Below are 16482 nucleotides of genomic sequence, written 5' to 3'. Positions count from 1 at the left end.
GGGGTGACCTCCTGCAGCGATGTTTCGGTTAGCTTACGGTTGACGCGCTATGCCGGTATGCACGGTGCAATGGTAATCCCGAAGCGGTTTGCCGCGCTCGTTTAGCCGGAGCCGAACTCGATCGTGCGAAAGTCGATCGACACGAGCAACGGCTCGCCAACCTTGCGCCTCGCCTTGTCGTAGGCAAACACGCGCCGCGACATTGGCACCATCACACCGTTCACCTCGCGATAGTCCGACGCATAGTTGGCGCCTGGCGCGCCGCCCATCACGTCGACGGTATAGTCGTGGCGGCGCAGCAGACCGTCCGCGCCGAAGTACGAAATCTGCTCGCGCGTGTGACTGGCAATCGAGTCTGGAAACGTGGCCTTCAACCGTCGCCAGACTTCGCCGTTTTCTTCCCATTCAGGCAGCTCTTCCGTATGGAAACCGGGGTATGTGTAGAGAAACGGGATCGTCAGATAAGTCCAGAGCGCGTAGCCGGTAAAGTAAAGCGCGTGCAAACGATCCCATGAGGTCTCCTGAACATGGCCGCGATAACAATCTCGCGGTGCGCGCCGCTCTTCGGCGGCGTGACCCTCGAGCGACTCGACGCGCACGGCATCCGGCGTGAATGTGCCTTGCCAGCCGGTTTGCGGCGACATGATCGAGACGTGCTGCCGTGCAAGGCTCGCCACCAGTGCGATATTGCGGAACATGTCCGGCTGGCCTTTGAGCTGCCATACGGCGCCGCCAATATCGAGGGTGGCCGAAGCGGTCCGCAGCGTCTTCCACTTTTCGATTCCTCCGTGTGCCTCTACGGCGCGTTCGAGCAAAGTACTCATTGTCTATTCCTTGGCTGCAGCGGTTGCCGTGCGCGTTATTGCTCGCCCGGGAATGCGTTGCCGAACATCGGGTAGCCGCCGGCGGACTCGCTGCGCTTCGGTTCGTCCTGCAGCACGTCCCAATGCTCGACGAGCTTGCCGTCTTCGATGCGCAGGATATCCACGGCGATCAGCGCGGCAGGCGTGGCAGAACTGGTGTAGCGGCTGTGCACCCAGACGAAGTCGTCTTTGGCGATCACCATGTCGTACTCGAATCGAATATCGCCCATCGAACTTACGAGGCCGAAGAGCCCGTCGCGTCCGGCGGGAACGTGCCGGCTGTGCTGCACGTAGGCATCGGACCAGAACTGCGCGGCCTTCTCGTAGTCCTTCTTGTTGAACAGCGTTTCGAGCGCTTCGAGCACGAACGCCGTGTTTTTCGCTTCAGTTGCGGTGGTCATGGTCAGGCGCCTCTCATTCAACGGGAATCGGGTTATCGACGACGAACTGGTTGAACTGTTCGACGAAAGCGTGTTCGTTGGGTCCGGCGTTGTCGCGCATCGGCTTCGCCGCATCGACCACGACCTCCGTCGTCGCGGTTTCCAGCAGCTTCAGCGTTTCGGCGATGAAGGCGTCGAGCGGCATGGCGCGCGGGTCGCCGCTCTTGTGAACGAGGTCCGTATCGACCCAGGGCGGCGCGATCTCGAGCACCTTCACGCTCGTATCGCGCAGTGCGAAGCGCTGAGAAAGCGTGTACGAGTGAATCGCTGCCTTGGTCGCGGAGTACAGCGCTGTGGCCGCGAGCGGCACATACGCGAGCACGGAACTGTTGTTGATGATGTACGACCCGGACTGTCGCTTCAGATGCTCGACGAACGCGGCGCTGACGCGTACGGGCCCGAGCAGGTTGGTGTTCACGAGCCGCACGGCCTGTGCGTCGTCGATTGCGCCGCCGGCGTCGTCGAATGGCATGATGCCGGCGTTGTTGATCACGACATTCAGCGACGGATAACGCGCGATCAATTGCGTGGCGACTTCGCGAATCTGCGTGGCGTTGCCGATATCGAGTTCGACGGTATCGATGCCGGGATTGAGCCTCGCGATCTCGTCGAGCAGAGACTTGCGCCGCCCCGCGACGATGACCTTGTTGCCACGGCGATGGAGGGCTTCTGCCAGTGCGCGCCCGATGCCCGAGGTGCCGCCCGTGATGAATACGGTATTGCCGCTGAGTTTCATGATTGTGCTCCTGATTGCAACGAGTTAAACGTTAGGATGGCGAATTAAATTTAACCGAGCCCCACGCAAAAAAATGCCGCGACACCTGTGCGCGCCGTATTGGCGCTGCGCCGGCGTTGCGTCAGCAGACCGGTGCGGAGGTCACTCGCCAAACGAACCATGATCCGATTGTGGTGGCTAACGCCGGCCCGATAAATCTCGCGTTCGGTTCAACAGTGTTATCGGAAGGGAGAACAATGCGCAGTGGTTGCGCCTGATTATTTTCGCGCTACCCAAGGGGCAGCGTTTCGTCCCCAGTAAGGTTGGCGCCAACGGCATCCCGGGCGTCCTGGGCGTCGACGCTCGTCGGGCGGCACCGCGCTTCGGCTTCCGGGGTGCTGGACATCAACGGGTTCGTGCGGAACAGCTCGGCGATCCAGTCGATAAACGCGCGCACGGTGGCGGAGAGATGGCGGCTGTGCGGATAAACAGCGGAAATGGGCAGCGTCGGCGGCTTCCATGGCGAAAGGATTTCGACCAATGCGCCCGATTCGAGGTAGGGCAGCGCGATGAAGCGCGCGCCCTGAGCGATCCCGAGCCCGCTTAGCGCGCCGCCCAGATACGCCTCGGCGTCGTTCACGGCGATCGAGCCCGACATTTTCACCTCGGTCAGTTCGCCGCCATCGGCTTCGAACGTGAGAGGCATGATGCGGCCGGTGCGGGGCCAGTAGTAATTCACCGCGCAGTGACTGGCCAGCTCGGCCAGGGTTTGCGGGGTGCCTGCCTTGTCGAGATACGCCGGGCTGGCAACCGTGACGGCCTGATACACACCGACACGACGCGCGACGAGCGACGAATCCTGCAGGGTGCCAATGCGCACCACGCAATCGATGCCTTCCTGGACGAGATCGAGCGGTTTGTCGCCCAAGCCGAGCATCAGGTCGATTTCCGGATACCGCTCGTGAAAATCGCCCAGCGCGGGCATGACGATGAGGCGGCCGAGCGCGCCGGGCATGTCCACACGCAGCTTGCCGCGCGGGGAACGCTGCTTGCCGAGGAAGGAGCTTTCGATATCGTCGATGTCCGCAAGCACGCGCACACAACGCTCGTAGCAGGCCGCACCGTCTGGCGTCAGGTTGATACTGCGGGTTGTGCGTTGCAGCAGGCGTGTTTTGAGGTGCGCTTCGAGGCTTTGGACGATCACTGTCACGCGCGCGCGGGGCATGTCCAGCGTCTCCGCCGCGCGCGTGAAGCTATTGGTCTCCACCACTCGCGCGAATACTTTCATGGCTACCACGATATCCATGTCCTCACCTCGTCGGATCCGGGCGAGGCCAGCACGCCCAGCGCGAAGTCTAAACTGCCGCTGCCGACGGTGCCACGGGCCCGCCGCGGCTCCTCCGCGGCAACGGCGTCTCCCGTGCAAAGCCGCTAAACTCGGCTTTCTGCGCTGTCCAACGCGCACCGCTGGAGATTGCCGATGAAACTGGTGGGCCCGTGGATATCCGGCTACACGCGGCGGGTGGGGATCACGCTAAACCTGCTGCAGATTCCGTTCGAACATCTGGCTCATCACGCCTATCGGGAACCGGAACGCGTGAGGGTGTTCAATCCGATGGTGCGCGTGCCCGCACTGCAGCTGGACGACGGCCAGGTGCTCATCGACAGCCACGCGATCGTCGACTATCTGGACAGCATCGTGCCGGCCGACCAGCGCTTGATGCCGGCGAGCGGCCCGGAGCGCGTGCACGCGATGCAGCTCGTCGGCTACGGTTGCGCTTGCTACGACAAGGTGGCCCGCTATTGCGACGAGCTGATGCTGCGTCCCGAGGCTCACCGGCTGGCGCATCTGCAGGCCGGCTTTCGGGAACAGCTGCAGAGCGGCTTGCGCGTGCTGGAAGCCGCGCATGCGGACCCATGGCTGCTCGGTTCGCGCATCTCGCAGGCCGACATCATGGCAGTCGTGGCGTTCCAAAGTGCCTCGGTGGTCTTGCCGCGGCTATTCCACAGCGAATCGTTCCCGCAACTAGCCGCGCTCACGCAGCAAGCGATGCAATACACGGCGTTTTCCTCGACGCTCCCCGACCTGGAGGAACTGCAGGCCTCGGGTCTCATTGACGCAAATCACGGCGTGTAGCGAACAGCGGTTAGAGATCCAGCGTCACGCCGCCCGCCGCCGGATGCCCGACGCAGATCAGCGCGTAGCCTGGCTCGACGTCGAATTCCGGCGCCTCGTCGTATTCCACGCCGCCTTCCAGCACGCGCGCGGCGCAGGTTCCGCACATGCCGGAGCGGCAGTTGGACGCCGCGTTCGTGCCGCAGCGCTCGGCTGCATCGAGCAGCGAACCCTGCTGCGGCTCCCAATGCACCTTTTTCCCTGTGCGGGCAAATGTCACCGGACCGCCTTTCGTCGCGTCTCCCGCAACGGGAGGTTGCTCAGGCGACGTCCGCTTCATGCTCGACGGACCGAATGCCTCGAACCGGATGCGCTCGTCGGCAATATTCAGCGCGCGCAACCCATCGTACAAGTCGCGCATGAATGCTTCGGGGCCGCACAGATAGAAGTCGTAGTCGTCGAACGGCAGGAAGCGGCGCAAGGCATTCACGTTCACGCGGCCCGCGAGCCTCTCGCCATCGGGCGCGTCGTGCTGCGCGGCGCTGTCGTACAGATGCACCGACACGTTCGGATGCGCACGTTCGATCTCGCGCAGTACCGCGGCGAACGGTCTTTCGTGCTCACCGCGCGTACCGTGGAACACATGGATACGGCGTTGCGGTTCGAGCGCGAGCGCCGCGTCGAGCATGGCCAGCATCGGCGTGATGCCGATGCCCGCTGCGGCCAGCACGATCGCGCGCGGGCTGCTTGCATCGAGCTTGAACGACCCGCGTGGCGCCAGCGTGTCGATCAGCGAGCCGATGCGCGCGTGTTCATGCAGCCAGCGCGACGCCGCGCCGTCGCGCTTCACGCTGATCCGGTAGCGCGCCGGACGCGCGGCATCGTGCGCCGCAGAGAGCGTATATGTGCGCATGAACGGCTTGTCCGATCCAGGCGCGGCGATGCGCAGCGGAAGGTATTGGCCGGCTTCGAATGGTGCGAGCGGTTGACTGTCCACCGGTTCCAGGGAGAACGAACGGATCGTTGGGGATTCGTCGTGCACGTCGGCCACGCGCAGCGTGCGCCATGAGGGTGCGTCGGTTTTTTTCGGCGCAGCGGCTAACACCTGCTCGAACTGCGGCGCATAGTCGACCGCCGACCAGCGCAGTGGCAACGCGCCTCGCACGCGCCGCACCTCGTGCAGATGAAAGCGAACCAGCCGCTGCGCCATCGGGAATTGCGCGACCTCCGGGCCGTCCCAGATCACCTCGGCGCGCACGGCGAGATAGAGCAGATCGCCGCGCTCGAAGTCGACGAACAGCAGCCCCGCGCGCGGCTCGCGCAGCAGGTTGCCGATCGTGTTGAAAAAATTGTTGCCGCTGAAGTCGGGCGCGGTCAGCGTGCGCGCGTCGTCGATCCGCACGAAGCCGGGCGCGCCGCCGCGATGCGAGACATCCACGCCGCGCCCGGCTGCGGCTGCATCGTCGAGATTGGCGCTCGCGATAAAAAATGCGTCGGCGCGGGCAATCAGGGCGCGGTCGTCTTCCGAGAGTGAATCCGCGTGTTCGACCGACGCGTTCGGCGGCACGTTGCCGACGAACGTCGGCTCGCGGCCGTTGATGTACTTCGGGCAGTTGCCGAAGCTTTGCTTGACCGCGAGCGTGACCACGTCGCCGTCTACCGCTTCGATCACGCCATTCACGCGGTTGCGCCGCCGTGTGTGCGGCTGGATGCCGAGCCCGCCGATTCGCGCGCCCGGCACCCAGCTTCCCGCGAGCGGGTCGCCCGGCAACGCGCCGCCGTCGATGCGCAGCGTGCGGCTGTCCGGCGTCGATACGAAGCCCGCCGTGTTCGCGCGCATCGTCGCCCAGGGCTGACTGTTTGCATCGACGCCGCCGAACACCATGAACGGCAGCATCGCGAAGAACGCACGATGCTGGTCCGGCATCTGGTCGCGAATACCGCGCGAGCCGTACGCGAGCGCGATGTCGGCGACGCCCGCCCGCGATTGCGCCTCACGTTCGCCGTCGTGAAACGGGCCGATCGCGTGATAGGGGTTCAGTTCAGGCAGTGCATTCATGACGGTCTCGGGTTGGCGACGCGCGCGTTCGGTTCAGGCCGCTAGCAGGCCTGCTTGCGTCGATGGCATTGGCACGAAGCCCGGCAACGCGGCGACGCGTTCGAGCCATGCACGCAGATGCGCATACGGCTCGAGCGACACGCCGCCTTCAGGCGCATGCGCGATGTAGGTATGCGCGGCGATATCGGCGATCGTTACGTGGCTGCCTGCCGCGAATGGCTTGTGCGCGAGTTCGGCATCGAGCAGCGGGAGCAGCGTCGCAGCGGTTTCCTGTGCGCGCGCCAGATCGAGATCGCGCTTGAACACATGGACGAGACGCGCGGCGCACGGGCCGTATGCGATCGGGCCGGCGGCAAGCGACAGCCAGCGTTGCACGTTTGCCGCGCCGAGTGCGTCGTCCGGCAGCCACGACGGATCGCCATAGCGCTTGGCCAGATACACGAGAATCGCGTTCGAATCGAACAGCACCGTGTCACCGTCGACGATGGTCGGCACCTGGCCGAATGGATTGAGCTCCAGATACGCGCTCTGGCGATGCTCGCCTGCGGCGAGATCCACCGGCACGATCTCGAACGGCAGATCGAGCAGGGAGAGGAACAGCCGCACGCGGTGCCCGTGACCGGAAAGCAGCGTGGTGTACAGGCGGATCGGCGTGGCGGGACGGGCAGCAGGCATCGGCATTCTCCATAACGAAAGCGCTTCGGAAAGAAGCGGCAGGGAGTTTGCAGATTAGGCAATGACTGCGTGCGCGAGAAGACTGCTAAGCTTGTAATCATTTTCTATCGAAAGTGGACAATCGCCGATGACCGATGTGCGCGACGTCAATCTGAACCGGCTGGCGGTGTTCGTCGCCGTGGTCGAAGCGGGGTCGCTGACGGCGGCGGCCGAGCGGCTTGGCATTGCCAAGACGATGGTCAGCGCGCATATGCAGCGGCTCGAACGCGAGATTGGTGCGAGCCTGATCGCGCGCACCACGCGGCGACTTTCCGTGACCGACGCGGGCCGCGCGTTTTACGACGCCAGCTGCCGCATCCTGCAGATGACGGAAGAGGCCCTTTCGGCGGCGTCGGGCGAGGCATCGCCCGCGCGTGGCACGCTGCGGGTCAGCGCGCCTGTCGACTACGGCGCACAGGTCGTGGCGCCCGCGCTCGTCGATTTACGCGGCGCGTATCCGGAACTCGAAATCGAACTGGTCTGTGCCGACCACTATGTCGATCTGATCGGCGAGGGCATCGATCTGGCGGTGCGGCTGGGCAATTTGCCGGACTCGAACTACCGTTCGGTGAAACTCGGCAGCTACGTGCGCTGGCTGGTCGCGAGCCCCGCGTTCGTCGCGCGGCACGGCATGCCGGGTTCGCTGAAGGCGCTGGCGTCCTTGCCGCATATCGCGATGACGGTGCTGCGGCATCCGTCGACGCTCGAGTTGACGCGCGACGCCGGGCGGCTCGCCGCGGGCCGCGTCACCCGCGACAAGGCCGTGCGCCGCGTGCGCTGCGTGAACGCCATGAGCGTGAACACGGCCACCTCAGCTCGCGCTGCGGTGCTCGCGGGCGGTGGCTTTGCCGCGCTGACCGACTTCTCGACGCGCGCCGATGTGGCGTCCGGCACCCTCGTGCGGTTGCTGCCCGAATGGTCCGGCGTGCCTTCAAACGTGCAGGCCGTGTTTGCGCCGACGAGCTATCCGTCGGGCAAGGTGCGGGCGGTGATCGAGGCGTTGAAGGCGAGAGTGGCGAAAAGCGCGGCGTGAGAAATACTGTGCCTTCAAGCGTCGAAGGGTCGGGGTAAGGTCCCCGTGTTTGCAGCCGTCCCGGTTGTTCCCGTGAAAGGCGACTCGAACGGCGCGATTTCGATTTCCGGATTGACTAGGCCGCTTTCACTTTCGCGCCCGTGCTGCTCGCTCCAGATCTGGCTATCGGGAAACCAGAATGCGTTCTCGCGCGGTGCCACGGCAAGCCTGACCCGCAGCGCAGGATTGAAGATTTTGGACCACGCCGACAAATAGGAGGGCGTCTTGATCAAATGCCCGCAATTGGCCAGAAGCAGGCTCGTGACCAGGGCTTCGCGGGCGATGGCGAGTCCGGGATGACCGCTGAAGTGCACGGGTTTTTCACCGCTCGCGAGAAGCGCGGCAGGCGCGACGTTCACGGGCACCGCGAAGCCCCACTTCAGGAAGAAGTCAAGAAACGCCTGCTCGTCGCTGGAGACGAAGATGCGGGTGAGATGGCGATCTTCCGCAAGCGTTTTCTCGACCTTATGGCAAAACGCACTCCATTCGATCGTATGGGCTTCGAACTTTTTATCCGTGCCGCGAAAGTGGACGCCCAGTGTCGATGCACCGATATCGAGCCGTTCGCTGATGCGCGCGACTTCCTCCCGGATCGACTCGCTTGGCCGGTAGTTCGAGAGGAATAGTGTGCTCGCCCGCTGCAGCCCGAGGCCGGCTTCGTAACGGCGAAAACCCAGATCGCCGAGATCGCGCACGACCGACGTTCGCAAACCAGAGCGCTGCGCTTGCGGCATGGCAGGCAGTGCGAGGTTTTCAAAGCATTCGGCTAGCCAGTCGATTTTGCCTTGCGGGTCGCCATAACTGCCGCCACGCGCGGAAATGACGGGCGTCAGACGCTTTTCGTCGCAGTACAGGAGGATACACAGGACAATCTGCATGACGGAAAAGAAGCCCGAACTCGCCCGGATCTCGATAACGAAGTGGCCGCGATTAAGGCGTTGCTTGGCATGGAGGGCAAGGCGGCCTGGCGTATTGAGCGCATTTTTAAAGTCTTCGCTGCGCCGCACCTGCCTCGCGAAATCAACAAGGTTTCTGAACATGCCATGTCCCTTCGATCCAGGCAGCGGAGATGACTACGCGGGCGGGGCGCCCGCGGTCGATTCCGTCGACGGATTCGCCTTTAACTGCGTTAGCAACGATTGGGGATGAGACGTCTGTTTTCCGGCGATAGCTTAATTGTCGTGCCCGCATGGGTTCGCCGGTTCTTTGGCATCCTAACAGGTTGAGGCATTCCTGGCTGGCGTGTTTGCGCAGGGATTAAGCTGAGGATTCAGCTGGCTTGCCCAATGCCATTCGCCGCTCGCGCGCCTAGGCAAATGGCCTGAGCTGCGCATCCGGCACATCGATGCGCAGGTTCTCCATCAGCACCGTTTCGATCGGTTCGCGCGACTCGCCTTCGCTCACGACCTTGATGGGCAGCCCATGGCTCGTATCGAACCACAATTCATAGCGGAACACGCCGCTCGCCCGGTATCCTGGCCGGCACGCCACGATCACATGCGCCGCCTCGCGCGCGCCGATCGTCTCAGCGCCGACGTTTTGTGTGTCGCCATGCTGTTGGAGCGCACGGACATTGGCGAGCAGGGCGCCGATATCGGACTCGTCCACGCGATGCCCCTGCGGGCTCTGGATCATGTGATTGTCGGGGCTCAGCGTGAGCCGCGGAAACGTGTCGATGCCGAACGGCCAGAGCTTGACCTTGCCCGATTCAGGGCTGAAGGTGAGTGTCGCGCCCGCATGCGGCCGGATGAAGTCCATCCGAACGAAACCCGGCTTGCGGTAACCATAAAGTACCTCGACCGTTTCCGCCCGCGCCGATGTCGATTTCAGCGTGACCTGATAGTTTGCGAGCGCATCGAAGCGTGCCTGCGCGACGGCCACGTAATCGCGGTCTGGGAGCGCCATCGCCGCCTCCTATACTCCAACGTGGATGATGCGTCATTCTGGAGCACGGCTTCGCCCCCCGCAATGCAGACCTGGCCGTATTGCAAACCAGGAGGAAGCGAACGATGGCGGAATTCCGTCTGACCACCTTGTGGTGCATCGAGGCGCCGCTGCAGCCGGTTTGGGACGCGATCCACGATTCGATGACCTGGCCGAAGTGGTGGAAGAGTGTCGAAGCGGTGCGCGAGTTGCAGGCGGGCGGGACAGACGGTCTCGGCGCGGTGCATCGCTACACCTGGAAGGGCGCGTTGCCCTATCGCGTGATCATCGACGTGCGTGTGACGCGCGTTACGCCGCTCGTGGCGCTCGAGGGTGAAGCCAGCGGCGCGCTGGAGGGCGTGGGGCGCTGGCATTTCGCAGCCGACGGCAACCGCACGATGGTGCGCTACGACTGGCAGGTCAGGACGGCCAGTGCGTGGATGAGCGCGGTCGCGTTCGCGCCGCTCGCGCGGCTGGTATTCCGCTGGAATCACGATTCGATCATGCGCGAAGGAGGGCGCGCACTGGCGCACCTGCTCGAGGCGCGACTTGTCGATTGCCGCGCCGAACGTGACGCCAGGCGTGGCACCAGGCGCAGCACCAAGCCGCGATAAGTGCAACAATCGAACCCGTTGGCGCGCTTGTACACGATTGCACGTGCTTTTCCGCCCGATTTCTGCGAGAAGGAGGCGTGATGAACCACCCCCACCGCTTACTTGCCTTGCATGGGAGGCAACATGACTGAGATCGAAAAGGAGCCGGTCGTCGCCGTGCTGAACAAGATCCTCGAATCCGAGCTGGCGGGCGTGGTGCGGTACACGCACTATTCGTTCCTGGTGTTCGGATTCGGCCGCATTCCGATCGTCTCCTGGCTGCGGCAGCAGGCCGACGAATCGCTCCTGCATGCGCAGCAGGCCGGCGAATGGATCACGACGCTCGGCGCGTATCCGTCGCTCGAAATCGGTCCGCTGCTCGATTCCCATACGTTCGATATCGGCTCCATCCTGCGCGAATCGCTCGAAGCCGAACAGATCGCGCTCGGTCTGTACCGCGAGCTGCTCTCGCTCGTGGCGGACCGCTCGGTTGCGCTCGAAGAGTACGCGCGCCAGATGATCCAGGTCGAGGAGCTGCACGCGGGCGAGGTCGACAAGATGCTGCGCCGTCCCGGCTCGACCACGACCTCGCCGCAGCACGGCATGGGGCTCGCCGAATAGGCGCGCTAGCCGGGCCGCTATGCTGACGCTCGCCAATGTGTCGAAGCACTACGACGGCACCACGCCGCGCAACGTGCTGCGCGGCGTGAATCTCGAACTGGGCTCGGGAGAGTGCGTCGCGATCATGGGCGAATCGGGCGCGGGCAAATCGACGCTGCTCAATCTCGCGGCCGGACTCGACCGGCCGGATGCGGGGCACATCGTCTTCGACGGCAACGACCTCGCCACGCTCGACGACGACGCTGCGACCCTGCAGCGCCGCCAGAAAATGGGTTTCGTGTTCCAGGCGTTTCATGTGCTGCCGAATCTCTCGGCGGCGCAGAACATCGCGCTGCCGCTGTTGCTGAACGGCTCGCGCGCGAAAGACGTGCCGGCGCGCGTGTCACTCGTGCTGCAGGCGGTTGGGCTCGGCGGGCGCGAGCATGCGTTGCCGCGCGAGTTGTCGGGCGGCGAATTGCAGCGCGTGGCGATCGCACGTGCGCTCGTGCATCAGCCGCGGCTCGTGCTGGCCGACGAGCCCACCGGCAATCTCGATCACGACACGGCGATGCGCGTGCTCGCGCTGCTGCGCGATCTGGCGCAACAGAACGGCGCAGGCGTGCTGCTCGCGACGCATTCGGCCGCCGTGGCGGCTGCCGCCGACCGCGTGCTGCGGCTCACGCCCGACGGGCTCGAGCCGTACACGCCGCGCGCAGGCGGCACGTAGGCGATGCGCTGGCTCGGCGCCGAGCGCGCGTCGCGCGACTCCGACGCAGCGCGTGCATCGCGCTGCCCAGGCCATGGCATGCCCGCTGGCGGAGTCGGTGCGGCGCTCATCGGCGGGGAAATGCGCGCGCATCCGCTGCGCACGTTGATCGGCATTCTCGCGATCGCCGCGGGCGTCGCGATGGGCTACGCCGTGCAGTTGATCAATCGCGCGGCGCTCAACGAGTTGTCGGCCACGGTCAACTCGCTGATGGGCAACGCCGATCTCGAACTGCGCGGCCCGCGCGCGGGCTTCGATGAGGCGCTATATGCGCGTATCGCGCGTTTGCCCGAGGTCGCGGCGGCCAGCCCCGTGGTCGAGGTCGACGCGCGCGTCGCGGGACGCGACGAGTCGTTGAAGCTGCTGGGCGTCGATGTCTTTCGCGCAGGCTACGTCACGCCGAATCTCGTCGGGCGCGTGGATCGAGCGGATCGCGCCAGTCAGGCGAATGGCGCGAAGGCGAGCACCCTCGATTTGCTCGACCCCGACACGGTGTTTCTCTCGCCCGCCGCGCTGACCTGGCTCGCGCTCAAGCCCGGCGACACACTCACGGTGCAAGTCGGGCTCGCTTCGGTCGCGCTGCGCATTGCGGGCGTGTTGCCTGCGTCGGGCGATGCGGTGCGCGTCGGCGTGATGGACATCGGCGCCGCGCAATGGCGTTTGCAGCGGCTCGGCACGCTCGAACGCATCGACATCAAGCTCAAGCCGGGCGTCGACGCCGAAGCGTTCGCGCGTTCGATCGCGCCGCGATTGCCCGCGGGTGTCTCCGCCGTCACGCCGCGCGACAACGCGCACCGCACATCGATGCTTTCGCGCGCCTATCGCGCCAATCTCAACGTGCTTGCGCTCGTCGCGCTGTTCACGGGCGCATTCCTCGTCTTCACGATGCAGGCGCTCGCCGTGCTGCGGCGCCGCGCGCAGTTTGCGCTGCTGCGCGCGATCGGCGTGACGCGGCGGGGCGTGCTATGGCTCGTCGTCACGGAGGGCGCGATCCTCGGCGTGCTCGGCGCCGCCGCGGGGCTCGCCATCGGCTTCGCGCTCGCGGCCGCCGTGCTCCGTTATGCGGGCGGCGATCTGGGCGGCGGCTATTTCGAAGGGGTGCAGCCGCGCTTGTATTTCGATGCGCTGCCCGCCGCGATATTTTTTGCGCTGGGTGTGGCCGCATCGGTGCTCGGCAGTCTCGCGCCGGCGCTCGAAGCGGCGAGGGCGCGGCCCGCGCGGGCGCTGAAGGCGGGCGACGAGGAAGCACCGGCCGCACGCTTGCGCACGAAGCGCACCGTCATGGCGGCGCTGCTCGCGCTCGCCGCCGGGCTCGTGGCGGCGCTGTTGCCGCCCGTGGCCGGCTTGCCGGTGTTCGGCTATCTCGCCATCGCGTTGTTGCTGCTGGGCGGCGTGCTCGCGATGCCGGCCGTCGCGCGTGCGGTGTTCGCCGTGCTGCCGCGCTCGAATCATGTCGTGCCGCAGCTTGTGCTCGCGCAGCTCGCCAATGCCCCCGGCCGCGCGACGATCGGCCTGGCGGGCATCGTCACGAGCTTCAGCCTGATGACGGCGATGGCGATCATGGTGTCGAGCTTTCGCGTCGCGGTCGACGACTGGCTGCAGTTGCTGCTGCCCGCGCCGCTTTACCTGCGCGCTGCGCCCGGCGGCGACAGCGCATTCCTCTCGCCGGGCGATCAGGCGGCCATCGCGGCCACGCCAGGCGTGGCGCGCGCGGAGTTTCTTCGCGCGACGCAAATCTCGCTCGACGCTCGCCTGCCGCCTGTGAGCCTGCTCGCGCGGCCCATCGATGCGCGCAATCCCGCCGCGCGTCTGCCGCTGACGAGCGCGCCGCTCGCGCCGCAGCCCGGCGACCCGCCGCCCGTGTGGATCAGCGAGGCGGCCGCCGATCTGTATGGGATGCACCCGGGCCAGCGCATTACGCTGCCGCTGGCGGGGCGGCGCCTCCCGTTCACGGTGGCCGGCATCTGGCGCGATTACGCACGCCAGTTCGGCGCCATCGTGATCGACGCAAGCGACTATCGCCGCCTGACTGGCGACACACGCGTGAGCGACGCCGCCTTATGGCTCGCCCCGGGCGTGGCGCCGGCGCAAGCGATCGCGCGCTTGCGCGAGGGCGTACGCGGCGGGCAGCGTCTGGAGTTCGCGCAGCCCGGCGAGATTCGCGCGGCGAGCCTACGGATTTTCGATCGCAGCTTCGCCGTGACGTATCTGCTGGAGGCGGTGGCGGTGATCATCGGACTGTTCGGCGTTGGCGCGAGCTTCGGCTCGCAGGCGCTTGCGCGCACGCGCGAGTTCGGCATGCTGCGGCACATCGGCGTGACGCGCCGCCAGATCGCCGTCATGCTCGCGATGGAGGGTGCGCTCGTGGCGCTGCTCGGCGTGCTCGCCGGGCTGACGCTGGGCCTGGGTCTCGCGATGGTGCTCGTGCATGTCGTCAACCCGCAGTCGTTTCACTGGACGATGAGCGTGCACATGCCGTGGGGGCTGCTCGCCGCGCTGGCGTTGGCGGTCGTCCTCGCCGCCGCGCTCACGGCGCTCCTGAGTTCGCGCGCGGCAATGTCGGTGGACGCGGTGCGCGCCGTACGCGACGACTGGTGACGCGATGAGACGGCGCACGTTCCTTTTTTGGCCGCTGGCCGCCCTGACGGAGAACGCCGCGCGGGCGAGCCTGCCGCAATATCCGGCGGTCACGAGCGGACAGCCGCTTGTGTTCCCGCGCGACTATGGCGCGCATTCGAGCTTTCGCAACGAATGGTGGTACGTGACGGGCTGGCTGCAAACGCATGCCGGTGCATCGCTGGGTTTCGAAGCGACATTCTTCCGGTCGCGCCCCGCGCTCGACGAGGCGAACCCGAGCCGCTTCGCGCCGGATCAATTGCTGTTCGCCAACGTGGCGCTGAGCGATCCGCGCGCGGCCAGCCTGCAGCACGACCAGCGTGTCGCGCGCCGCGGCTTTGGACTGGCCGAAGCGAGCGAGACGGACACGGCCGTTCACATCGACGACTGGTCGCTCGAACGCAATGCTAACGGCCGCTACCGCCTGAACGTGGCCACGCCCGGCTTCGCCTTCGCCTTTACGTTGGCGCCGGCACAGCCGGTGCTCGTCAACGGTGCAGGCGGCTATAGCCGCAAAGGCCCGCTGCCGGAGGAGGCCAGCTACTACTACAGCCAGCCGTGGCTGCAGGTCGAAGGCGTGCTCGAACGCAGTGTTGATGCGCGCGGCAAAGGGGAGCCCGTGCGCGGGCTGGCGTGGCTCGACCACGAATGGTCGTCGGCGCCGCTAGCCGACGACGCCGTTGGCTGGGATTGGATCGGCATCAATTTCGACGACGGCGGCGCGCTGATGGCCTTGCAGATTCGCGACAAGGCAGGCCGCAAGTTCTGGGCAGGCGGCACGCTGCGCGCCGCCGATGGAAGCACGCATGCGCTATCGCCCGATAGCATTCGTTTCACGCCGCTGCGCCGGTGGCGTTCGCCGCATACCGGCGCGGAGTATCCGGTGGCGATGCGCGTCGATGCGCAGGACCGGCATTTGACGCTCGTGCCGCTCATGGACGATCAGGAATTCGACAGCCGCGTGACGACCGGCGCGGTGTATTGGGAGGGCGCCGTGACGGCCTTCGAGGTGGGCGCAAGCGCGGCAAAACCGGCTGCAAAACCGGTCGGACGCGGCTATCTCGAGCTGACGGGCTATGTCCAGCGGCTTGCGCTTTAGCAGCCTCATCCCAGTTCGAACGACGTCACCCCGAACACGCGATCCATCGCGATCGCGGGCGCGCATTTCGTGTACATTCGCGCGGTTTCGAAGACGCTCGCCATGCCGTGCCGCTCAGCCAGCGCGACGGCCACGGGATTCGTCTGCGGTACGTCGAGCACGATGACCTCGCCGGGCATGCGCGCCGCAAGCGCGCGAAAGAGGCCCGTGGCGACGTCAGCATCGTCGGCGAAGAGCGGGCCGATCTTGCAGCCCGCCTGGCAGCGGCGCACGACGCCGTATCCGGCGACCCGGCCCGCGTCGATGGTTGCGAGCGCAACGGCATCCGGCTGCGCGATCCAGGCCGAGAGGAAGCGCTCACGCTGCGCGGGAAAACAGGAGCGATCGTAGGCAAGCAACTGCGCGAACGGCACGTCGGCCACCGCCGCCACATGCGCGCAACCGATGCCGCTCACGAGGCCCTGATAGCGGATGTTGCGGTACGCGAGCTGGAACCCGGACTTCCGGTAGTTCGCCTGCTGGGCAACGACGCCGTCGAGGCCGATGTTGCGGTCTCCCAGGTAACGCATGCCATGCTGCCAGGTCCGCAGGCCGAAGCCTTTGCCGCGAAAACCGGGTTTCACGATGTAAAGGCCGATGAAGCCAAAGCTGTCGTCATAGGCGACGGCGGAAATACAGGCGACCGGCTCGCCGTGCCAAAGGCCGACGAAGAAACCATTCGGGTCGGCTACCCGAAAAGAGTGCGGGTCGTGCCAGCCGGGGTTCCATCCCTCTGCGGCGGCCCATTCCACCGACATGGCCACCTCGTCGGCCGACATGGTGCGCACGATGAAGTCGTTGGTTTGGTCCATGAGACTGGAGCACGCAGTTCTTGCAGCAGTGGTCGGGGGCACGACTGCCCGTTCG

General features: G+C 65.8%; 16 protein-coding genes. 7 read left to right on the top strand and 9 right to left on the bottom strand.

Going from position 1 to position 16482, the window contains the following annotated elements; all coding sequences use genetic code 11:
* Window positions 1-101: 101 nt before the first annotated feature.
* The 4 genes from U5A52_RS19695 to U5A52_RS19680 all read right to left on the bottom strand — a co-directional run bounded on the left by U5A52_RS19695 (window position 102) and on the right by U5A52_RS19680 (window position 3324).
* Window positions 102-824: a hypothetical protein gene (locus U5A52_RS19695; protein ID WP_321935896.1), complete on the bottom strand. Its 723-nt coding sequence runs from the start codon at window positions 822-824 to the stop codon at window positions 102-104.
* 35 nt (window positions 825-859) lie between these two features.
* A complete protein-coding gene (locus U5A52_RS19690; protein WP_321911042.1) occupies window positions 860-1264 on the bottom strand; it encodes a nuclear transport factor 2 family protein in 405 nt (134 codons plus the stop codon).
* A 13-nt stretch (window positions 1265-1277) separates the two neighbouring features.
* Window positions 1278-2039, bottom strand: coding sequence for an SDR family oxidoreductase (locus tag U5A52_RS19685; protein ID WP_321935895.1), 762 nt, complete (start codon window positions 2037-2039; stop codon window positions 1278-1280).
* Between the two features lie 268 nt (window positions 2040-2307).
* A complete protein-coding gene (locus tag U5A52_RS19680; protein WP_321935894.1) occupies window positions 2308-3324 on the bottom strand; it encodes a LysR family transcriptional regulator in 1017 nt (338 codons plus the stop codon).
* A 174-nt stretch (window positions 3325-3498) separates the two neighbouring features.
* On the opposite strand from U5A52_RS19680, the gene U5A52_RS19675 reads away from it, so the two are divergent.
* A complete protein-coding gene (locus U5A52_RS19675) occupies window positions 3499-4155 on the top strand; it encodes a glutathione S-transferase family protein (protein WP_321935893.1) in 657 nt (218 codons plus the stop codon).
* Between the two features lie 10 nt (window positions 4156-4165).
* On the opposite strand, the gene U5A52_RS19670 is transcribed toward U5A52_RS19675, so the two are convergent.
* Both U5A52_RS19670 and U5A52_RS19665 read right to left on the bottom strand, forming a co-directional pair.
* On the bottom strand, window positions 4166-6193 hold the full coding sequence (locus U5A52_RS19670; protein ID WP_321935892.1) for a pyridoxamine 5'-phosphate oxidase family protein: 2028 nt from the start codon (window positions 6191-6193) through the stop codon (window positions 4166-4168).
* 33 nt (window positions 6194-6226) lie between these two features.
* Window positions 6227-6868 (bottom strand): glutathione S-transferase, encoded by a 642-nt coding sequence (locus U5A52_RS19665; protein ID WP_321935891.1) that lies wholly within the window; start codon window positions 6866-6868, stop codon window positions 6227-6229.
* Window positions 6869-6995: 127 nt separating this feature from the next.
* On the opposite strand from U5A52_RS19665, the gene U5A52_RS19660 reads away from it, so the two are divergent.
* The gene (locus U5A52_RS19660) at window positions 6996-7940 is read left to right on the top strand and encodes a LysR family transcriptional regulator (protein WP_321911031.1); all 945 of its coding nucleotides are present in this window, start codon (window positions 6996-6998) and stop codon (window positions 7938-7940) included.
* Window positions 7941-7954: 14 nt separating this feature from the next.
* On the opposite strand, the gene U5A52_RS19655 is transcribed toward U5A52_RS19660, so the two are convergent.
* Window positions 7955-9019: a hypothetical protein gene (locus U5A52_RS19655; RefSeq protein WP_321935890.1), complete on the bottom strand. Its 1065-nt coding sequence runs from the start codon at window positions 9017-9019 to the stop codon at window positions 7955-7957.
* Between the two features lie 268 nt (window positions 9020-9287).
* Window positions 9288-9884: a sigma-E factor regulatory protein RseB domain-containing protein gene (locus U5A52_RS19650; protein WP_321935889.1), complete on the bottom strand. Its 597-nt coding sequence runs from the start codon at window positions 9882-9884 to the stop codon at window positions 9288-9290.
* Between the two features lie 104 nt (window positions 9885-9988).
* Here U5A52_RS19650 and U5A52_RS19645 point away from each other — a divergent pair, with 104 nt between their 5' ends.
* The 5 genes from U5A52_RS19645 to U5A52_RS19625 all read left to right on the top strand — a co-directional run bounded on the left by U5A52_RS19645 (window position 9989) and on the right by U5A52_RS19625 (window position 15576).
* The gene (locus tag U5A52_RS19645; protein ID WP_321935888.1) at window positions 9989-10516 is read left to right on the top strand and encodes an SRPBCC family protein; all 528 of its coding nucleotides are present in this window, start codon (window positions 9989-9991) and stop codon (window positions 10514-10516) included.
* Between the two features lie 123 nt (window positions 10517-10639).
* Window positions 10640-11116: a ferritin-like domain-containing protein gene (locus U5A52_RS19640; protein ID WP_321911023.1), complete on the top strand. Its 477-nt coding sequence runs from the start codon at window positions 10640-10642 to the stop codon at window positions 11114-11116.
* A gap of 19 nt (window positions 11117-11135) precedes the next feature.
* On the top strand, window positions 11136-11822 hold the full coding sequence (locus tag U5A52_RS19635) for an ABC transporter ATP-binding protein (RefSeq protein ID WP_321911021.1): 687 nt from the start codon (window positions 11136-11138) through the stop codon (window positions 11820-11822).
* A gap of 78 nt (window positions 11823-11900) precedes the next feature.
* Entirely contained in the window at window positions 11901-14459 is a 2559-nt protein-coding gene (locus tag U5A52_RS19630; RefSeq protein ID WP_321935887.1) for an FtsX-like permease family protein, read from the top strand.
* Window positions 14460-14463: 4 nt separating this feature from the next.
* Window positions 14464-15576, top strand: a complete 1113-nt coding sequence (locus U5A52_RS19625) for a lipocalin-like domain-containing protein (protein ID WP_321935886.1) — start codon at window positions 14464-14466, stop codon at window positions 15574-15576.
* Between the two features lie 5 nt (window positions 15577-15581).
* Here U5A52_RS19625 and U5A52_RS19620 read toward each other — a convergent pair whose 3' ends face one another.
* Entirely contained in the window at window positions 15582-16427 is an 846-nt protein-coding gene (locus tag U5A52_RS19620; RefSeq protein WP_321935884.1) for a GNAT family N-acetyltransferase, read from the bottom strand.
* Between the last annotated feature and the right edge of the window lie 55 nt (window positions 16428-16482).

The sequence above is a fragment of the Paraburkholderia sp. J8-2 genome (assembly GCF_905220195.1).
In the GTDB taxonomy this organism is placed as follows: domain Bacteria; phylum Pseudomonadota; class Gammaproteobacteria; order Burkholderiales; family Burkholderiaceae; genus Paraburkholderia.
This window is presented reverse-complemented; position numbering and strand designations above follow the sequence as displayed.